Source organism: Actinoplanes philippinensis (assembly GCF_900113015.1).
Classification (GTDB): Bacteria; Actinomycetota; Actinomycetes; order Mycobacteriales; family Micromonosporaceae; genus Actinoplanes; species Actinoplanes philippinensis.
In genome coordinates this window covers 66,303-80,496 of the sequence record NZ_FONV01000012.1, presented here as the reverse complement: position 1 = coordinate 80,496, position 14,194 = coordinate 66,303, and the positions used below count along the sequence as shown (strand labels likewise).

The following is a 14,194-nucleotide window of genomic DNA, read 5'->3' as shown; positions in this document are numbered from 1 at the left end:
ATGGTGCGGCGGGGGCTGGCGTTTCTCACGGCGTTGCTCGTGCTGGCGGTCGCGTCGATAGCCTGGGCGGTCGCCACACCCGGAGCGGCGTCGGCCGCCCCGCCGGCTCAGGTCCCCGGTGGCGCGTGCAGCGTCGAGGAGTGGCAGGCCAACTTCAAGACGTGCGTGGACCGGCTCGCCGAGGTCGTCGACACCCGCGCGAGCTGCCTCAACCCGCCGACACCGAGCACGCCGGACTCCGGGCTCGCCGGCTGGTTCGCCGAGCGGCCCGCGTCGTCCACGAAGGACAGCTTCCCCGGCCTGTACAGCGACTACGGCTACGCCGGCTACACCTTCGTCACCTATGACCTGGAGGGCGGCTGCGCGTCGACGATCGTCGACGCGGACCAGAAGTTCGAGACCACCATCGCCAACGGCGAGTTCATGATCGCCACGGCGGTGATCGGCGCCTCGAACGCCCTGCGCGAGCGCGCCTGGAACCCGGAGACACTCTGGGGCTGGGCCGACCCGCTCGTCGACCAGGCCACCAAGGCCGTCTACCAGAAGGTGTTCACCGTCTTCGGCGTGATCACGCTCGCCGTGGTGGGCCTCTACCTGCTGTGGCGGTCCCGTCAGGCGGAGATGGGCGCGGCGACGACCACGGCCGGATGGGCGATCTTCATCATGGTCGTCGTGACGGCCATCGCGGCGTGGCCGGTGCAGTCCGCCAAGATCGCCGACCAGACGCTGATCACCTCGCTCGGTGTGGTACACGACGCGGTGGGTCCGCAGCCGAAGGAGCCGGTCGGCGAGTGCGCCCTCGGTCCGGAGGCCTGCAAGGACAATCGACTGCCGGCCGTGCGTGCCAGTGACACCGCCACTGAGACCATGCTCTACCGCAACTGGCTGCGTGGGGTTCTCGGCTCCGCCGACAGCGAGACCGCCAAGAAGTACGGTCCTGCCCTGTACGACGCCCGTTCACTCCGCTGGGACGAAATCGAGAAGATCCGGTCCAACCCTGCAACCCGGGACGCCACACTGGATCGGAAGAAGACCCAGTGGATGAAGGTCGCTGAGCAGATCAGGACCGAAGACCTGGAAGCGTACGAGTATCTTCAGGGCGCCAAGGGCATGGAGCGGGTGGGCGCCGGATTCATCGCGATGTTGGCCGCCTTCATGTACGCAATGTTCGACATCACCGCCTCAATTCTGGTCCTCCTCGGCTTCCTGATCTTCCGGTGGGCGGTCATCGCGGCGCCGATCCTCGGCACGATCGGGCTTCTGCGCCCAGCCAGCGGTGGTGTCCGGCGGCTCGGCAACGCTGTGGTCGCCGCGGTCTTCAACATCGCCATCTTCGGTACGGGCGCCGCGATCTACCTGTTCGCCGTCGACCTGGTGATGAACACGGCCAGCCTGGCCGGCTGGCTCCAGGTGGTGCTGGTCTGGCTCTGCGGTGTGGTCGGCTGGCTGCTGCTCCGGCCGTACCGGCGGATCACCCAGCTCGGCGGCAAGGACAGCGCCGCCACCATCGCGTCCGGCGGCTCCTGGCATCGGCGGTTCTTCCGGGACATGCGCGAGGCCGCGAAGCTGGAGGTCGCCGAGGGCGGCGGGACACGCGAGCCGACCTTCGGGAAGGGCCTGCTCGAGCAGCGCAACCTCCGGCCGGAGGCCCGCCTCGAGGAGTCCTCGGCCACGCCGCGCCGTGAGGTGGAAGCCGCTCCCACGCCGGCGCAGACCCGCCCGGACGGCAACGAGAGCGTGCCCGACAACAACCCGGTGCCCGTCGCGTCCGGAAAGGATCGGCCCACGCCGGCCCGTGCCCGCGGCGGCGCCGACCGAACCGGACGTGTCCGAGCGGCCGACCTCCTACGCGATCTACCGACCCGAGACCGGGGCGACAAGTGAGGAGCCGGCCAGCCCGCGGATACGTTCCGAGGCACGGTGAGTGGGATGTCCGGGCTGATCACACGCACACTCAACGGAATCTTCCGCTCCCGCTGGGGAGTCGCCGTCGTCCTCGGCGGCATCATCCTGGCCGTGGTAGGGGTCGGGCGGCTCTTCTCCGACGGCACGGCCTCTCCGCCGCTGGGCAACAGCAGCCCCGCCACCGATATCAGCATCAACCCGTCGGACAACGACAGCGTCGCGACGTCCGATCCCCCACCCACCCCGAAGACCGCGCCGGGGCGGGCGCAACCCGAGGCCGTGGCGTACGCGTTCGCCTCCGCCTGGATCGACAACAGCGACGTCACCGCGAAGAAGTGGCTGAGCCGCCTCCAGCCGAACGCCACACCCCGCCTCACCGAGCAGCTGCGCGGGGTGGATCCGACCGCCGTGCCGGCCGACCGGGTGGTCGGTAAGCCGACCCTGGTCGCGGTCAGCGACTCCCTGGTGAACGCGACGGTGACCATGGACAACGGCAAGCTCGGCCTGCGGATGGTGGCGCCGGACGGCACGTGGCTGGTCGACGGCATCGACTGGACCCCGGCATGAGTCTCCGGCGCCCGCGCAAGGTCGTCCTGACGGTCGCCGTGGTCGTCACGCTCGCGCTGCTCTGCTGCGGCGGCAGTCTCACCGTCCTGGTGTGGGGCGCGCTGCGCGAGGACAGCGGCAACAACCTCATCAACGCCTCGCTGGCGTGCGGGAAGGGCGGGGCCCTCGATCCGGACTCACAACTGCCGGAGATCAGCCCCTACGGCGGGAGCCAGATCCGCAACGCCGCGATCATCATCAACGTCGGCGCGGACATGGGCCTGCCCCCGCGGGCCTGGGTGATCGCGGTGGCCACCGCGATGCAGGAGTCCGCGCTGAACAACCTCGGGGACCTCGGCGCCAGGAACGACCACGACTCGCTCGGGCTCTTCCAGCAGCGGCCGAGTTCCGGCTGGGGCACCCCGAAGCAGGTCCGCGACCCGGTCTACGCGAGCACCAAGTTCTACTCCAAGCTCAAGACGATCCAGGGCTGGCAGAAGATGGCCCTGACCCAGGCCGCTCAGGCGGTGCAGATCAGCGCCTACCCCGACGCGTATGCCAAGCACGAGCCGCTGGCGACGCAGATCGTCAACCAGCTCGCCAACGGGGCCGCGAACGCCGTGGGCGACTCGGTGACCCTGCAGTGCTCGGTGTCCGGTGCGATCGCCGCCTCGGGCTGGACCGTCCCGCTGAAGGGGCCGGTCGGCTCCGGGTTCCGTACCCGGGAGCGGCCCAACCACCAGGGCGTCGACATCAGCGTCGACAGGTACCGGCCGATCTACGCGGTGGCCAGCGGCACGGTGTCGGTGGTCAAGTGCGATGAGGACTTCCGCGGCCGTAAGTCCTGCAATGTGGACGGCTATCCCGGCAAGGGCGGCTGCGGGTGGATGGTCGAGATCGTCCATGCGGGTAACCTGATGACGCGCTACTGTCACATGGTGCAACAGCCCTTCGTGCGAAAGAATCAGCAGGTCGTGGCGGGCGAGCAGATCGGGCGAGTGGGCACCAGCGGCAACTCGTCGGGCCCGCACCTGCATTTCGAGGTGCACCTGGGCAACGACCGGTCGAGCGCGGGCGCGGTCGATCCGGTCCAGTTCATGCAGGGGCAGGGCGCCCCGCTGGGAAATGAGGGATGAGCAGCGGATCGATGCCGGACCCGTTCAGCGGCCGGCGTGACGGAGCGCTGGATTCGCCACGTCCGATAGTGCCCACCCCGGCGACCATGGCCGGCGACCTGCGCGGCCGGCGTGTCCTCGTCGGGCTGCCCGGCCACGGCTGGCGGGGTGATCTCCGGGCCGATGAGAAGGTGGTGCAGGGCAGCCGGACCTATGTGCCGGTGATGCCCGAGTCCGAGTGGTACCGCGCGGAGGCCGAACGCACCGAGGTCTTCGCCGCGCTGGTCCCGGTCGAGCGGGTCTGGGTGGAGGAGCTAGGTTTCCCCGGCACCACGACGCCCGGCGCGAAGGTGAACCAGCTGGTCTCGCTCGACGAGCCGCCTCGCCGCCCACCGGTCTCCGCCATCGACGCCGACACGCTCACCGGTCGCCGGGTGACGCAGATCCTCGACGACGGCGACGAACGCCGCGACCTCCGGGCGGTGACCGAGTCGCACGTGAGCGACGACGGCATCGTCAGCGTGCGGGTGGCGCAGGAGCTGGACTGGTATCGCTGGGGGTGGAGCGGCAAGCTGCCCCGCACCCTCGAAGTGCCGGCTCACCTGGTCTGGGTCGAGTAACGGTCAATCGATCTTCGTGGCCCCACAGACGCGCCACCCGTCCTGGTCCACCACCGTGAACTGCCAGGCACTGCTGTCTCGCCCACCCTGTCCGGCGATGGTTCGCTTCAGATCCGCACCCACGGTTCCGCTGGATCCAGTGACCTTGACATCGAGGCTCGACCAGCTGACCGCGATACCGACCGAAAAATCCTTTTCGCGCTTGAGCGTGTCATCCCGGAACTGCATGAGCTCCTGAAAATCGCCGCCCGATTTGCACTGGTACAGCGCGGCCTCGTCGTCGTTCCGACTGACCAGTGTGGCCGCCAGGTAGCTGTCGACCACGGCGTCCGGCTCGGTCCTCTTGATCTCCGTGGCCTCGTCGTAGAGAACGAAGAAGGTGCCAACACCGCCGACGCAGAGGAGCGCCATCAGGCCACCGGTCAGGGCCAGCGCCAACCGCGCCCGCCGACTCTGAAAACGCCCTCGCCGCACCCCCTGACGGCGCTCCGGTGGAGGGGGGAGCACAGCCTCACCGTCGGTCCGGGGCGGCGGCGGTGTGAAGCCGGCGCCGGTCTCAGGCTCTCGCGGTCCCATGTGTACGACCTTAGTTCGTCCGCGTTCCCCGGCGTCTCACACCGACAGGGTGTAGAACTCGGTGGCCGACCCCCAGTGCCGCAGGATCTCCACCACCCCGTCCTTGACGACGGCGAGGTCCTCGGCGCTGATCGGCTCGCCGTCCTCCCAGGCCGGCGTCTTCGGCAGGTAGACGACGTCGGTCCCGACCCCGCGCTCCACCCCGAGCAGGATCCGGCGCCCCTGATACTCGGCTCGCATGTTCTCCCTGTCCACACTGCGCAGGATCACTCCGGTGTCGGTACGCGCCGACTGGCTCTGGATCTCATGAACAGCCATCGCGGCCTCCATCCGGCATTCACGCCCCCGGGTCGATGACACTTATCTTCGTCACTGCGGGATTGCGTTCCAAGGCCGGCTTCTCCACCGTGTTCCAGATCCCGTCTGCCCGCGGCTTGTGCGACCAGGCCGTCACCTCGCCCTGAGCGCTTTCCGCGTACCTCTCGGAAAGCCGCTCCCAGACGCCTCCCGCCTGCTCTTTGCGAATCGGTGAGTGCTCCTCGAAGAGGAGCATGTCGTCGAACCGCCGGCCGCCCGGCGTCTGCTCCAGCGTGACCGACGTGATGCCGTCGGTGTTCTTCTCGGCGAAGCCCCGCATGCGGGTGCCGTCGTCGAGCGCCCCGGAGTAGAAGCCGGCGCCGTTGACCGGGCTCCGGACGTCGGCCCGTTCGACCTCGCGCATGAGCCGGTGGAACTCCGAGTTCTGCCCGAAGTGCCTGGCCAGTTGCCCGGCGTGCTGGGCGGCGCCCTTGGTTCCCGCGGTACGCAGGAGGGTGGCCGCCCGGGTGAACATGTCCGCGATCTCGCCTTCGACCACGTGCAGCGCCTTGTGGACGAGCTGGCGGCAGGCGACCCGGCTCGCGGCCACGAAGACGGGGATCTCGGCGAGGGTGGCGCCGGCCGAGATGGCGGAGGTGGCGATCGCCTGGCCGACCTGGAAGGCGAGGAGGGTGAGCTGGGCGAGGTAGGCGGTCTTGAGGGCTACGGTGACGCCGGCCATGGCGATGAGGCCGGCGCCGATGAGTTCGACGGCGGTGGCGGCGTCGTCGAGATGCCGGCCGGGTCCGTCCTCGCCGTTCCACCACTGTTCGAAGGCGTCGACCGAGGCGCCCTCGTTCTCCAGCCAGACCCGGCGGGCGGCGGTGTCGGCCTCGGCGGCGTGCCGGCGCAACCGGGTGGCGTGTTCGATCCAGGCGAGGCCGTCGGCGTGCAGCCGGTCCTCGTCGGCTTGCGGCCAGCTGAGCCCGAGCCAGGACAGCGGCTCGGTGAGCTCGGCGGGCAGCTCGATGGTCATGACGGCCTCCCGGGGCCGGGAGCGGGGTGCTCGGCGGTCATGACCGGCCCCCGGCGAGTTCGGCGGTGATTCCGGCAGCCGCTTCGGCGTCGGCGCCGGCGATGACCCGGGCCTGGGTGTGCAGGCCGAGGGCGGCCTCGCCGATCTGCTGGACGTGACTGCCGAGGGCCTGCAGCGCGTGACCGAGGACCGCCTGGTAGGCGAGGGCGAACACGCTGCCGTTCTCGTCGTCGCCCCAGGGGGAGGCCGGTCCGGCGACGGTGTTCTCCAGGGCGGCGATGTCGTCGGCCATCCGCTGGGCGATCCCGGCGAGGGCGCTGCCGGCGGCGGCCAGGGTCTGCGGATCGGTCCTCATGCGTACGCTCATCGCCGTGCCGCCCGCCGGGAGAGGTCGTGCAGGACCTCGGAGATCTCGGCGAAGCGGCGTTCGGCCGCGGTGGTGACGTCGGCGACGGAGGTCTCGAAGCCGGGTGCCGGCATCCCGGCCTGCGCGGCGGTGATCGCGTCGAAGAGGGCGGTCCGGAGCTCGTCGACGGTGAGCTCGGTGACCTGCGGGTCGAGGACCACGTCCCACAGCCGGCCCGCGCCGTCGAGCTCGATCCGGACGATGCCGTCGGCGCCCTCCCCGGTGGAGGCGATGTAGTCCGTCTCCCGGGTGGATCGGGCGTGCTCGTCGTACTCCTGGGTGACGTTCACCTCAACCTCCCTCGCACGGTTCCCGTACGTGCGAATACCGCTGTTGCACGCTCCGAGTTCAAACCGGCACGCAACGTTTCTCGACGAGTCGAGATTGGACGGATGCGGCCGGGTCCGGCACGAAAGTCGCACCGGGGACGCAACGCGGTGACCGGATGGGTCTGGGATAGGTTTTATTCCGCGGACAGGAGGTGACGGCAGTGGCGGATTCGACTCTGCGGGTCCGGCAGGCCGCTGCTCTGCACCGGCAGGCGGTGGCGACTGCGGATGCTGCCGCGGTCGCGCTGGAGGCGTTCGCCCCGGCCGCTGCCGACCCGCGTGAGCAGCATCGTCTCGCCGACAGGTTGCGGGCGGCGGCGGCGCGGCTGGCGCCGGGCTGGCTGGGTTCGACGCTCGACGCGTTGTCGTCGGTGTCGCCGCTCGGCGGTGAGGCGATTCCGCAGTTCGTGCGGGTGGGCCTGGCGCAGCCGCTGGATGACGTGCGGTTTCCCGCGGTCGTGCCGCTGCTGGGCACGGGCCATCTGACGGTCGACGCGACGGCCACCGACCCGCGGGTGTTCGGCCTGCTCCGGTCGCTGCTGCTGCGCCTGCTGGCGGCCGCTCCGGCGGGTTCGCTGCTGGTGCGCGCGGTGGACGGCGTGGGTGGCGGGGCGGTGTTCGCGCCGTTCGAGGAGCTGGCCGACGCCGGTCTGATGTCGCCGCCGGCCACCGATCGCCAGGGTCTGCGTGACGTGCTGGCCGAGGCGGAGAAGTGGCTGCGCCCGGCGCGGGCCGGGGCCGGCCGGCGGGCCCGGCGTGACCGGGTGCTGCTCGTGGTGATCGCCAGCCTGCCGGAGATGACCGAGGGCGAGGAGCTGCGGCGGATCGCGGCGCTGGCCCAGCAGGGCCCGGATTCGGGGCTGCATCTGATCGTGGCGGGCTGGCCGCCGCCCCCGCTGACCGCGGAGACGACACAGGCGCCGCTGCCGCGGACGACGGCGATCTCGGTGCGCAATCCCTATGCGATCGTCGGCGATCCGCCGGGCGCCCGGTTCGGGTCGGCGCCGGAGACGGCGTGGCTCAACGCGCCGGTCTTCCTCGACGAGGATCCGCCGCCGCATCTGATCGACGCGGTCTGCCGGGAGCTGGCGGCCGATTCGGCGGAGGCGTCCCGGGTGACGCTGGCCGATCTGCTGCCGGAGCCGGCCGAGGAGCTGTGGTCGCAGGACGCGGCGGCCGGTGTGGAGACCGTGGTGGGGCATCACGGTGACGTGCCGCTGGTGCTGCGTTTCAACGACCTGACCCCGCACTGGATGATCGGTGGCCGCTCGGGCGCCGGCAAGACCGCGTTCCTGATCAACGTGCTGTATGGGTTGGGCGCTCGGTACAGTCCCGACGAGCTGGCGCTCTACCTGCTGGACTTCAAGGAGGGTGTGTCCTTCTCGGAGTTCGTGCCGACCCAGCGTGACCGGACGTGGCTGCCGCACGCGCGGGCCGTCGGTGTCGAGTCCGACCGGGAGTACGGTCTGGCCGTGCTGCGCGAGCTGGACGCCGAGATGAGCCGCCGGTCGCTGGCGTACAAGAGGGCCGGGGTGTCGCGGTTCGCGGATCTGCGGGCGGTCGCCGCCGAGGAGGGCCGTGGTCGTCCGCTGCCCCGGGTGCTGTGTGTGATCGACGAGTTCCAGGTGCTGCTGTCCGGCAACGACCCGATGGCGGCCGAGGCGGTGGCGCTGCTGGAGTCGCTGGCACGCAAGGGCCGCTCGTATGGCATCCATCTGGTCCTGGCCAGCCAGACGGTGCTGGGTGTCGAAGCGCTGTATGCGAAGCGTGACTCGATCTTCGGCCAGTTCCCGGTGCGGATCGCGCTGCCCGGTGGCGGTGACGTGCTGGAGCCGACGAACGACTCGGCGGCCGGCCTGCCGATGGGCAGCGCGGTGGTGAACACGGCGGGCGGCCTGGGCGGGCCCCGGGGCGCGACCCGCGGCCACGAGCGGGTGGTCCGGTTCCCCGATCCGCACGCCGACCAGGCCCTGCTCAGCGACCTGCGGCACCGGCTGTGGGGTGGCCGCGACCCGGAGTCGCAGCCGCCGAAGATCTTCGCGGGCTATGCGCAGCAGCATCTGGCCGACGACCCGACCTACCGGGCGGCGCTGGCCGGGCGGGTGCCCCGGCCGGCCGCGATGGTGGGCCGGGTGATCGACGTGGCGCTGTCGACGGCGACGTTCCCGCTCGACTCGTCGCCCGGCCGGCATCTGGCGATCCTGGGCTCGCAGACGGCCGGCGCGGAGGCGCTGGATGCCGCGGCGCGCAGCCTGGCGGCGTGCCATTCACCGCGGACGGCACGGTTCGTGATCGCATCCCTGGTCGCCGAGGGTGACGCCCGGGCCGCCGCGCTGGCCGCCGAGGTCGGGCACCGGCAGGACGTCGAGGTCGTCGACGCCGCTGGGCTGGCCGCTGAGCTCGCGGCGGACCGTCCCGGCTACCGGGTGGTGTTCGGGATGGATGCGGCGCCTCCGGGCACGCTGGGCGGGCTGCGTCAGCTGTTGCGGGAGGGCCCGAGCCGCGGGGCGCACCTGCTGTCGTGGTGGCGTGGGGTGCGCCGGTTCAGTGAGGAGACCGGCGGCAGCATGGGCCGGGAGGACATGGCCGGGCTCCTCTTCCTGAACGTGCCGCAGGCCGACGTCTCGCTGCTGCTGGGCCGTCCGGTGGACTGGCAGCCGCGGGCGAACCGAGCGTTGCTGCACGATCGGCATGCCGACCGCACGGTGACCGTGGTCCCGTTCGTAGACCCGGAGAGTGACGAGCCGTGACCGAGCAGGCCGAGCAGCACGGAGTGATCCCGGTGCAGACGGGACCACCCACGCCGGGCCCCTGGGCGGACTATCTGGCCGCCGCACAGGAGCTGGACGCGGTGCGCCGTGCGGCGAGTTCGGTGGCGGGCGAGCATGCCGCGACGGTGGCTGCCGCTCGGCAGGAGCTGACGTCGGTCCGCGCGCGGCTGGCCCCGCAACGAGCGAGGCTGGCACGCGATTTCCGCGTACCGGAGAATGATCTGACGCCGCACCCGGCGGACCAGGCGGCGGCGATGGAGCGGGTGGCGGGTGGCCCGCCGGCCGTGCTGGCGGCGCTGCGCGAGGCCCGGGCCACCGCGGATGCCGCGGACAACGCTTTCGTCGGGCCCGGCCCGGCCGGTCCGGAGCGGCCGTGGGCGCGCAATCTGGTGGTGTACGGGCCGTTTGCCGCCGCGGTGCTGCTGGTGCAGGTGCTGCTGTTCGTGATCGCTCCGTCGGGAGCGCCGTCGACGCCGGCGCTGCTGTGCGGGCTGAGCATGCCGCTGCTGGCGTTCGGGCTGGGGTGGGCGACGATCGGGTTCGTCTACGGCGGTGACGGTGTGAAGGTCGACCGGACACCGGTGCTGGGCCTGATCACCTGCCTGACGCCGGTCCTGCTGACCTGCGCCGGCACCGGTCTCGAAGCGCTGTTCTAAAGGCCTGCGAGGCGCTGCCTGACGGTCGGCGAGGCGCTGTTCAGAAGGTCGGCGAGGCACTGGTCAGAAGGCCGGCGGCGCTGGTCAGAAGGGCCGCCGAGGCGACGGTCCGGAGATTTTCTGAGAGGGGACGCGGTGGCGAACGTCGAAGAGGTCAAGGTCAACGTGGCGGCCACGGTGGACGGCGCGCAGCGGGCAGTGGCCGGGATCCGGGCGGTGGCCGATCAGCTGGACGAGGCGCTGGCCCGGTTGCGGGTGACCGCGGTGGGCTCGTTCCATCCGGCGGCGGCGGCAGCGATCGCGCAACTGGAGCAGGCGCGGACCCGGCTGGACGAGGCGGTGCAGCTCACGCATGCGGCGGTCGACTCGGCCAACCAGTTCCGCAGCACGATCTAGAAGCCCTCAGCGGGCGTTTATCAACGCCATCACTTCGGCGCGGACCTTGCCGTCGGTCTGGAAGCCACCGCGGACGGCGCTCGTCACGGTACGGGCGCCGGCCTTACGGATGCCGCGCATCTCCATGCAGAGGTGCTCGCACTCCAGGACGACGATCGCGCCGCGGGCGCCGAGCCGCTCCATGAGCAGGTCGGCGATCTGTGAGGTGAGGCGCTCCTGGACCTGCGGGCGCCGGGCGAAGACATCGACGAGCCGGGCCAGTTTCGACAGGCCGGTGATGCGGCCGTCGGTGCCGGGGATGTAGCCGATGTGCGCCACGCCCTTGAACGGCAGCAGGTGGTGCTCGCACATGCTGTGCAGCTCGATGTCGCGGACGAGGACCAGCTCCTCGTGGTCCGCCTCGAACGTGGTGGTGAGCACGCTGGCCGGGTCGACCCGGAGGCCGGCGAAGAGTTCCGCGTAGGCCCGCGCGACCCGGGCCGGCGTGCGCTGGAGACCGTCACGGTCCGGGTCCTCACCGACGGCGATGAGGATCTCCCGGACCGCTTTCTCGATCCGCCCGAGGTCGACGGCCTGCTCGACCGGTGTCCCGGAGAGCTTGCCGTCGACCAGACGGGCGGCGAGGTAGTCGAGTTCGTCCGACAAGTTGATCAGTTGCTGCTTTCCGAACCGTTCGCGTTGGGGTTGTGCCCGACCGCGATCTGCCCGTCAGCCTCGGCCTGGGCCTTCAACTTGTCCCGCTCGGCGGGGGTCAGCACCGGCGGCGCCTCGGAGGGCAGGCGCTTGCCGAAGCCGTTGAACGGCGACATCGGCGGGCGCTTCGCCACCCGGGCACAGATCCGGTTCATGTCCTCCTGCGTGATGGTCTCCTTCTCCATCAGCTCGAGGACCATGGTGTCGAGCACGTCCCGATACTCGACGAGGATCTCCCACGCCTCGTCGTGGGCCAGCTCGATCAGGGCACGGACCTCGGCGTCGATGTCCGCGGCGACCGAGTCCGAGTACGCCTTGTCGTGCCCCATGCTGCGACCCATGAACGGCTCGTCACCGGTGGTGCCGTACTTCACGGCGCCCAGCTTGGAACTCATGCCGTACTGCGTGACCATGGCTTTGGCGAGGTTGGTCGCCTTCTCGATGTCGTTGCCGGCGCCGGTGGTGGGCTCGTGGAAGACGAGCTCCTCGGCGGCCCGGCCGCCCAGCGCATACGCCAGGGTGTCGATCATCTCGGCCCGGGTCTGCGTGTACTTGTCCTCGGTCGGCAGGACCAGCGTGTGACCCAGCGAGCGGCCACGCGGCAGGATCGTCACCTTGTGCACCGGGGCGGAGTGCGGCAGAGCGTAGGCGACCAGCGCGTGTCCACCCTCGTGGTACGCGGTGATCTTCTTTTCCTTGTCGCTCATCGCCCGGGTGCGGCGCTCGGGGCCGGCGATGACCCGGTCGATCGCCTCTTCGAGGTAGTCGTTGGAGATCGCCCGCTTCTCGTGCCGGGCGGTCAGCAGCGCGGCCTCGTTGATCACGTTGGCCAGGTCGGCGCCGGAGAATCCGGGGGTGCGACGGGCCACCGAGTCGAGGTCGACATCGGGCGTGAACGGCTTGCCCTTGGCGTGCACCCGGAGGATCGCCTTGCGGCCCTCCATGTCCGGGTTGTCCACCGGGATCTGCCGGTCGAACCGGCCGGGACGCAGCAGCGCCGGGTCGAGGATGTCGGGCCGGTTGGTGGCGGCGATGAGGATCACGCCGCCCTTGGTGTCGAAGCCGTCCATCTCGACGAGCAGCTGGTTGAGGGTCTGCTCACGCTCGTCGTGGCCACCGCCCATGCCGGCGCCACGGTGGCGGCCGACGGCGTCGATCTCGTCGACGAAGACGATCGCCGGAGCGTTCGACTTGGCCTGCTCGAAGAGGTCGCGGACCCGGCTCGCGCCGACACCCACGAACATCTCGACGAAGTCGGAGCCGGAGATCGAGTAGAACGGCACACCGGCCTCGCCGGCGACCGCGCGGGCCAGCAGCGTCTTACCGGTGCCCGGGGAGCCGAAGAGCAGCACACCCTTGGGGATCTTGGCGCCGAGCGCCTGGTACTTCGTCGGGTTCTGCAGGAAGTCCTTGATCTCCTGCAGCTCCTCGACCGCCTCGTCGGCGCCCGCCACGTCGGCGAACGTCGTCTTCGGCGTGTCCTTGGTGATCATCTTCGCCTTGCTCTTGCCGAAGTTGAGCACCCGCGACCCGCCGCCCTGCATCTGCGACATGAACAGCAGCAGCAGGACCACGAGGATGGCGATCGGCAGCAGGTTGATCAGGATGCTGAGCAGAATGTTGTCGCCGGAGACCGAGGTGTCGACCTTGCCGGAGACGAACTTCTGTGCCCTGGCCTGCTCGGCTTTGGCGAAGATCTCGTCGGTGAGCTCATAGGGGTACTGAGCTTCGATCTGTTTGGTGGACTTGCCGTCGAAAGTCTCGGCGGTGGCGAGATCGATCTGGAGCGTCTGCTCCTTGTCCTTCAGGACGACCTTCTCGATGCCACCACTGTTCAAACGGTCAAGCGCGACCGATGTCTCGACCTTCTGGTAGCTCGGACCACTGGTGAAGAGCATGCTCAGCCCGAGTACGCCGATGATCACCAGAATGATCCAGACCACCGGGCGGCGGAAGAAACGCGTACGTTCCATACTGTTGTCGGGCGCCAAGCGCCCGGACCCTCCTGATCGGCCGTCCTGGTCACCTCAACGTCGCCGCCCACCGGCGGCTGCCGAGGCCGTTTCCGGCCCCAGCCCCTCCAGCGCTCGTGACACCACGCCATCGGTCACTCGACCGTACACCGTAGGTGCCGATTACGAACCCGTGAGCCCGCAGGGCGAACTGCGCGTACGCCCGGTTAAATCAGGGCGGTTCAGGTGCAAAAACGCCCATAATGAACCAATACTGAGAACACGCTGAGAAAGCGGTTCAGCTACGGGCGTACACCTCGGGCTTGAGAACACCCACGTAAGGCAGCTCCCGATACCTCTCGGCGAAGTCCAGGCCGTAGCCGACCACGAACTCGTTCGGGATGTCGAAACCCACGTAACGAACCGGGACCTGCACCTTGACCGCGTCCGGCTTACGGAACAGCGCCACCACCTCGACGCTAGCCGGCTGCCGCGACTCCAGATACTTCATCAGCCAGGAGAGGGTCAGACCGGAGTCCACGATGTCCTCGACGACGAGCACGTGCCGACCGGCGATGTCCCTGTCCAGATCCTTCAGGATCCGCACCACGCCCGACGAGGTCGTCCCCTGCCCATACGACGAGACGGCCATGAACTCCATCTCGGTCGAGGGGCCGTGCTTGCCCAGCGCGCGGGCGAAGTCGGCCATGAACATGACCGCGCCCTTCAGCACACAGACGAGCAGGATGCCGTCGGCGGCGTCGGTGTGGTCCACGGACACCTGCTTGGCCAGTTCGTCGATCTTGTCCCGGATCTGTTGCTCCGAGATGATCACGTGGTCGATGTCGGTGTCGTACCAAGAGCCATCAGCCATGGGCCTAGCCTGCCGTATGCAA

Annotated in this window: 15 protein-coding genes; 7 read left to right on the top strand and 8 right to left on the bottom strand. The window is 70.0% G+C overall.

Going from position 1 to position 14,194, the window contains the following annotated elements; translation table 11 throughout:
• Genes BM290_RS30800 through BM290_RS30785 form a run of 4 tightly spaced genes read left to right on the top strand, consistent with a single transcriptional unit; the run spans nt 1 to nt 4,186 of the window.
• A complete protein-coding gene (locus BM290_RS30800; RefSeq protein ID WP_373871091.1) occupies nt 1–1,884 on the top strand; it encodes an MFS transporter in 1,884 nt (627 codons plus the stop codon).
• 45 nt (nt 1,885–1,929) lie between these two features.
• Nucleotides 1,930–2,472: a hypothetical protein gene (locus tag BM290_RS30795; protein WP_093619431.1), complete on the top strand. Its 543-nt coding sequence runs from the start codon at nt 1,930–1,932 to the stop codon at nt 2,470–2,472.
• On the top strand, nt 2,469–3,587 hold the full coding sequence (locus BM290_RS30790; RefSeq protein WP_093619430.1) for a M23 family metallopeptidase: 1,119 nt from the start codon (nt 2,469–2,471) through the stop codon (nt 3,585–3,587). Before BM290_RS30795 ends, BM290_RS30790 begins: the two co-directional genes overlap by 4 nt.
• The gene (locus BM290_RS30785) at nt 3,584–4,186 is read left to right on the top strand and encodes a hypothetical protein (protein WP_093619429.1); all 603 of its coding nucleotides are present in this window, start codon (nt 3,584–3,586) and stop codon (nt 4,184–4,186) included. Before BM290_RS30790 ends, BM290_RS30785 begins: the two co-directional genes overlap by 4 nt.
• A gap of 3 nt (nt 4,187–4,189) precedes the next feature.
• On the opposite strand, the gene BM290_RS30780 is transcribed toward BM290_RS30785, so the two are convergent.
• From BM290_RS30780 to BM290_RS30760, 5 genes are all read right to left on the bottom strand, one after another.
• A complete protein-coding gene (locus BM290_RS30780; RefSeq protein ID WP_239143781.1) occupies nt 4,190–4,624 on the bottom strand; it encodes a hypothetical protein in 435 nt (144 codons plus the stop codon).
• 174 nt (nt 4,625–4,798) lie between these two features.
• Nucleotides 4,799–5,080 carry a hypothetical protein gene (locus BM290_RS30775; protein ID WP_143134007.1) on the bottom strand — a complete coding sequence of 94 codons (282 nt, stop codon included), beginning with the start codon at nt 5,078–5,080 and terminating at the stop codon, nt 4,799–4,801.
• 19 nt (nt 5,081–5,099) lie between these two features.
• On the bottom strand, nt 5,100–6,095 hold the full coding sequence (locus BM290_RS30770) for a WXG100-like domain-containing protein (RefSeq protein ID WP_093619427.1): 996 nt from the start codon (nt 6,093–6,095) through the stop codon (nt 5,100–5,102).
• A 37-nt stretch (nt 6,096–6,132) separates the two neighbouring features.
• Nucleotides 6,133–6,450 carry a hypothetical protein gene (locus BM290_RS30765; RefSeq protein ID WP_093619426.1) on the bottom strand — a complete coding sequence of 106 codons (318 nt, stop codon included), beginning with the start codon at nt 6,448–6,450 and terminating at the stop codon, nt 6,133–6,135.
• Nucleotides 6,451–6,458: 8 nt separating this feature from the next.
• A complete protein-coding gene (locus BM290_RS30760) occupies nt 6,459–6,791 on the bottom strand; it encodes a hypothetical protein (protein WP_093619425.1) in 333 nt (110 codons plus the stop codon).
• 191 nt (nt 6,792–6,982) lie between these two features.
• Here BM290_RS30760 and BM290_RS30755 point away from each other — a divergent pair, with 191 nt between their 5' ends.
• The 3 genes from BM290_RS30755 (at nt 6,983) to BM290_RS30745 (ending at nt 10,653) form a co-directional block, all read left to right on the top strand.
• Nucleotides 6,983–9,580, top strand: a complete 2,598-nt coding sequence (locus BM290_RS30755; protein WP_093619424.1) for an FtsK/SpoIIIE domain-containing protein — start codon at nt 6,983–6,985, stop codon at nt 9,578–9,580.
• Entirely contained in the window at nt 9,577–10,257 is a 681-nt protein-coding gene (locus tag BM290_RS30750) for a hypothetical protein (protein ID WP_093619423.1), read from the top strand. Before BM290_RS30755 ends, BM290_RS30750 begins: the two co-directional genes overlap by 4 nt.
• Nucleotides 10,258–10,392: 135 nt before the next feature.
• Nucleotides 10,393–10,653 (top strand): hypothetical protein, encoded by a 261-nt coding sequence (locus BM290_RS30745; protein ID WP_093619422.1) that lies wholly within the window; start codon nt 10,393–10,395, stop codon nt 10,651–10,653.
• 6 nt (nt 10,654–10,659) lie between these two features.
• On the opposite strand, the gene folE is transcribed toward BM290_RS30745, so the two are convergent.
• From folE to hpt, 3 genes are all read right to left on the bottom strand, one after another.
• Nucleotides 10,660–11,298: a GTP cyclohydrolase I FolE gene (gene folE / locus BM290_RS30740; RefSeq protein WP_177319974.1), complete on the bottom strand. Its 639-nt coding sequence runs from the start codon at nt 11,296–11,298 to the stop codon at nt 10,660–10,662.
• A gap of 5 nt (nt 11,299–11,303) precedes the next feature.
• Complete coding sequence (gene ftsH / locus BM290_RS30735; protein WP_093619420.1) at nt 11,304–13,319, bottom strand: ATP-dependent zinc metalloprotease FtsH; 2,016 nt, start codon at nt 13,317–13,319, stop codon at nt 11,304–11,306.
• Nucleotides 13,320–13,596: 277 nt separating this feature from the next.
• The gene (hpt, locus tag BM290_RS30730; protein WP_093619419.1) at nt 13,597–14,172 is read right to left on the bottom strand and encodes a hypoxanthine phosphoribosyltransferase; all 576 of its coding nucleotides are present in this window, start codon (nt 14,170–14,172) and stop codon (nt 13,597–13,599) included.
• Nucleotides 14,173–14,194: the final 22 nt, after the last annotated feature.

Bases quoted from the DNA above. Each gene is read 5' to 3' on its own strand.
- BM290_RS30800 (WP_373871091.1), top strand. From the start codon at position 1: ATGGTGCGGCGGGGGCTGGCGTTTCTCACGGCGTTGCTCGTGCTGGCG.
- BM290_RS30795 (WP_093619431.1), top strand. From the start codon at position 1,930: ATGTCCGGGCTGATCACACGCACACTCAACGGAATCTTCCGCTCCCGC.
- BM290_RS30790 (WP_093619430.1), top strand. From the start codon at position 2,469: ATGAGTCTCCGGCGCCCGCGCAAGGTCGTCCTGACGGTCGCCGTGGTC.
- BM290_RS30785 (WP_093619429.1), top strand. From the start codon at position 3,584: ATGAGCAGCGGATCGATGCCGGACCCGTTCAGCGGCCGGCGTGACGGA.
- BM290_RS30775 (WP_143134007.1), bottom strand. From the start codon at position 5,080: ATGGCTGTTCATGAGATCCAGAGCCAGTCGGCGCGTACCGACACCGGA.
- BM290_RS30770 (WP_093619427.1), bottom strand. From the start codon at position 6,095: ATGACCATCGAGCTGCCCGCCGAGCTCACCGAGCCGCTGTCCTGGCTC.
- BM290_RS30765 (WP_093619426.1), bottom strand. From the start codon at position 6,450: ATGAGGACCGATCCGCAGACCCTGGCCGCCGCCGGCAGCGCCCTCGCC.
- ftsH (WP_093619420.1), bottom strand. From the start codon at position 13,319: ATGGAACGTACGCGTTTCTTCCGCCGCCCGGTGGTCTGGATCATTCTG.
- hpt (WP_093619419.1), bottom strand. From the start codon at position 14,172: ATGGCTGATGGCTCTTGGTACGACACCGACATCGACCACGTGATCATC.